The organism is Actinosynnema sp., assembly GCF_052038725.1.
In genome coordinates this window covers 1-3,321 of record NZ_JBQGCX010001318.1, presented here as the reverse complement: position 1 = coordinate 3,321, position 3,321 = coordinate 1, and the positions used below count along the sequence as shown (strand labels likewise).

The 3,321-nt window shown below is 72.7% G+C and carries 5 protein-coding genes; 1 reads left to right on the top strand and 4 read right to left on the bottom strand.

What is annotated here, in order from left to right; all coding sequences use genetic code 11:
- Positions 1-1,260, top strand: a 1,260-nt coding sequence (locus ACTUAL_RS27815) for an alpha/beta hydrolase (RefSeq protein WP_440902313.1), incomplete at its 5' end; no start/stop codon positions are given.
- A gap of 39 nt (positions 1,261-1,299) precedes the next feature.
- On the opposite strand, the gene ACTUAL_RS27810 is transcribed toward ACTUAL_RS27815, so the two are convergent.
- Genes ACTUAL_RS27810 through ACTUAL_RS27795 form a run of 4 tightly spaced genes read right to left on the bottom strand, consistent with a single transcriptional unit; the run spans position 1,300 to position 3,267 of the window.
- Positions 1,300-1,638 (bottom strand): hypothetical protein, encoded by a 339-nt coding sequence (locus ACTUAL_RS27810; protein ID WP_440902312.1) that lies wholly within the window; start codon positions 1,636-1,638, stop codon positions 1,300-1,302.
- 50 nt (positions 1,639-1,688) lie between these two features.
- Positions 1,689-2,024, bottom strand: a complete 336-nt coding sequence (locus ACTUAL_RS27805; protein WP_440902311.1) for a hypothetical protein — start codon at positions 2,022-2,024, stop codon at positions 1,689-1,691.
- 36 nt (positions 2,025-2,060) lie between these two features.
- Positions 2,061-2,438, bottom strand: coding sequence for a sterol carrier family protein (locus ACTUAL_RS27800; RefSeq protein WP_096497346.1), 378 nt, complete (start codon positions 2,436-2,438; stop codon positions 2,061-2,063).
- Between the two features lie 10 nt (positions 2,439-2,448).
- Complete coding sequence (locus tag ACTUAL_RS27795; protein WP_440902310.1) at positions 2,449-3,267, bottom strand: ESX secretion-associated protein EspG; 819 nt, start codon at positions 3,265-3,267, stop codon at positions 2,449-2,451.
- Between the last annotated feature and the right edge of the window lie 54 nt (positions 3,268-3,321).

Genomic DNA, 3,321 nt, shown 5'->3' with positions numbered 1-3,321 from the left:
GCGGAGCGCGACCGGCTCGACACCGCGATGGAGCAGCGGGCGCGGGAGCTGGGGATCGACGCGTCGACGTCGGACGGGCTGACCAGGCTGCTGAACGACCCCGAGTACGCGCGGATGATGGACGAGCGGCGGGTCGCGGCGACCAAGGCGGACAACGCGCTGGCGGTGCAGAAGAGCATCACGGAGGCGGAAGCGCTGGCCGAGCACAACGGGTGGCGCGACGCCTCGGGGAAGGCCGACGTCCGGGTGCTGGCCTGGGACCCGTACGGGCCGCGCGGGGACGGCGCGACCGCGATCGCGTACGGCAACCCGGACACCGCGAAGAACCTGGCCGTGGCCGTGCCCGGCACCGGTTCCACGCTGGACAGCTTCTCCGTGGACCAGGCGGGGAACCTGCGGGCTGAGATGGGCGCGGAGGGCACCGCCACGATCCAGTGGCTCGGCTACGACGCGCCCGGCTGGGCGATCGGTGAGGTCGACAATCCCGCCCAGGCACGCGAGGGCGGGCTGAACCTGGTCGCGGACGTGGACGGCTACCGCGCCGCCGCCGAGGCTGCGGGCAACCACCAGCACCTGACGGTGATCGGGCACTCCTACGGCTCCACCACGGTCGGCCACGCGGGCCTGAACGGGCTGAAGGCGGACGACATCGCGTTCGTCGGCTCGCCCGGCGTGGGCGCGTCGAACGTGAACCAGCTCTCGGTGGGCCCCGGTCACGTCTACGCGGGCGCGACCGAGCACGACCCGGTGGTCCAGGGCACGAGTTCGTCGTGGTTCACCGAGGACGGCTCGTCCACCGGGCCCTACGACAAGGACTTCGGGGCCAGGGTCTTCGGCACCAGCGATTCCAAGAACCTGCTCGGCGCGCACACCCAGTACTACGACCCCGGTTCGGAGTCCATCCAGAACCTGGCGCGGATCGCCAACGGCGACGGCGGTTCGGTGACCTCGCAGAAGTGGCACGACAACCCGCTCGGCCCGTCGCTGCCCGGCTCGGACCTGCCCATCGTCGGGCCCGTGGTGGACGTGGTCGGCAACACGGCCGTGGGCGCGGCGGACCTGGTGATCGACGCGGGCAGCGGCCTGTGGGACGCCGGGAGCGCCGCCGTGGACGGTCGCTGGGGCGACGCGGGCCGGGGCGTGCTGGACACGGCGGGCGAGGTGCTGAACGACGCGGGCGACATCGTGCTCGACGGGGTCGGCGACGCGGTGGAGTTCGGCAAGGACGTCTGGGACAACACGCTCGGGCGCTTGTTCTAGGACCGGGTCCGGGGCCCCAGGTCAGGGGCCCCGGACGGTTCAGGCCGCCGTGCAGGGGCCGACCGTGACCTCGGTGCCCTTGCCGTCGTAGCTGTTCTCGTCGTACTGGCGCACCGGGCACACGACGACGTCGCCCACGGCCACGCCCTCGGGGAGCTTGTCCAGGTCCGCGACGGCGGGGCTGACGGGCTCCACGGCGCCCTGGGGTTCCGCGCCGTCGATCTCCAGGTGCGCGTAGGCCGGTTTCACCGAACCGGGGATGCTCTCGTAGCTCTCGTGCAGCGACAGGACCTTGTAGCGGACCTCGCCCTGCCACTCGCTCGAACAGCCCGTCAGCAGGAACCCCAGCGCCAGCAACGCGATACCCAGTCGCCTCATGGCGTCGAACCTAACCGGCGGGAGGAGCGCTCGCCCCCGTTTTCACGGCTTCACGCCTTGCGGCAGGAGCTGATCGTCACCTTGGGGCCGACGTCGTCGAACGCGTTGTCGTCGTGGCTGCGCACCTGGCACAGCACGGCGTCGCCCGCCTTCACGTCGGCGGGGAACTGGTCGAGGTCGGCCCCCTCCTTCGCGAGGGCGGGCTCGTCCTTCGACATCTCCTGGTCGAGCGTGATCAGCACGTGGGGCTTGAGCAGCTGACCCGACTTGTTCTCGCGCTCGGGGAGCACTTCGGTCACCTTGAAGCGGACCTCGCCCTCCCAGCTGCTCGAACAGCCCGTCAGCAGGAACCCCAGCGCCAGCAACGCGATACCCAGCCGCCTCATGGCGTCGAACCTAACCGCGCCGGGCGTCCACCACCCTCAGAACCGCAGAAGTGGCAGGTGCTCCGACAGGTCCGCGCGCGTGCCCGACGCCGTCACCCGCGACGCCGCCAGGGCGGACTCCCAGGTCAGCCTGCCGGTCGCCAGCTCCAGCCAGGTGCGGGGGTCCGTCTCGACCACGTTCGGCGGGGTGCCCCTGGTGTGCCTCGGGCCCGCCACGCACTGGACCGCCGCGAACGGGGGGACGCGCACCTCGACGGTGTGGCCCGGCGCGGCGTGCTCCAGGGTGCGCAGGCTGAGCCTGACCGCCGCCGCCAGGTCCGGGCGGGGCGGGCGGGTCGACTCGTCCTCCAGCCACGGCAGCACGGCCTCGACTGCCGCCCTGGTCTCGGTCGGGTCGGGTGGTTTCCTCGGCACGGCACTGACCCTATCGGCGGACTTCCTGCCCCGCGGCCAGCATCGCCTCGGTCAGCAGCTCGTCGACCTGGTGGGCGAGCCTGCGGTTGTCGGTCGGGGTGAACGTGCTCCACGCCTCGGCGCCCTGCGAGGTGCGCCGCTGCTGGAGGAAGCGGCCCTCCTCGTTGTCGAAGAACCCCACCACGCGGTCCGGGCGGCAGCGCTTGCCGTAGCGGTCGCGGGCCGCCGCGCCGAAGTTGCCGGTGCCGACCGGGTTGGTGAGCCTCTTGGCCAGCGCGGTCGCGTCGGCCTCGCGCAGGCCCTTGGCGCGCAGCGCGCTCTCGATGCCCTTGGTGGTGTTGTCGGAGCCCTCGACGGCGGCTTCCAGGTCGGCGCTGGGCAGGGTCACCGAGTGGCCCGTGCCCGCCGGGTGCTTGGGCAGCGCGGCCACGACGGCGGCGGGCAGCCCGGTCCCGGCGGTCCTGCGGAACGTCAGGTGGCCGTCGACCAGGGTGGCCAGCGAGCCGTGGTCGCCGTTGGCGGCGGCGAGGACCCGCACGCTCCGGCCCAGCCACAGCCTGGCGTCGACCTCGCGCTCGGGCCGGATGAGCGTGCGCAGCAGGAAGTCCAGCTCGGGGTGCAGGCCCCTCGGCCCGCCGAGGCCGCGCGCGCCGATGGACCGCCACACGCGGTCCTCCAGCTGCGCCCGCTCCGAGTAGGTCTTGCCCGGCGACGGGACCTTGATCACCAGCGGCATCGGCCCCGCGTCGAAGCGCTCCCAGAGCACGTCGAACTCCTCGGCCGACAGCGTGATCGGCTCCGGCTCCCCGGCTCCCCCGAAGTAGTCCACCGGTCGTCTCCCCCAAGAGAAAAAGTGGTCCTGAACGGGAAGAGCGGCCCGCGC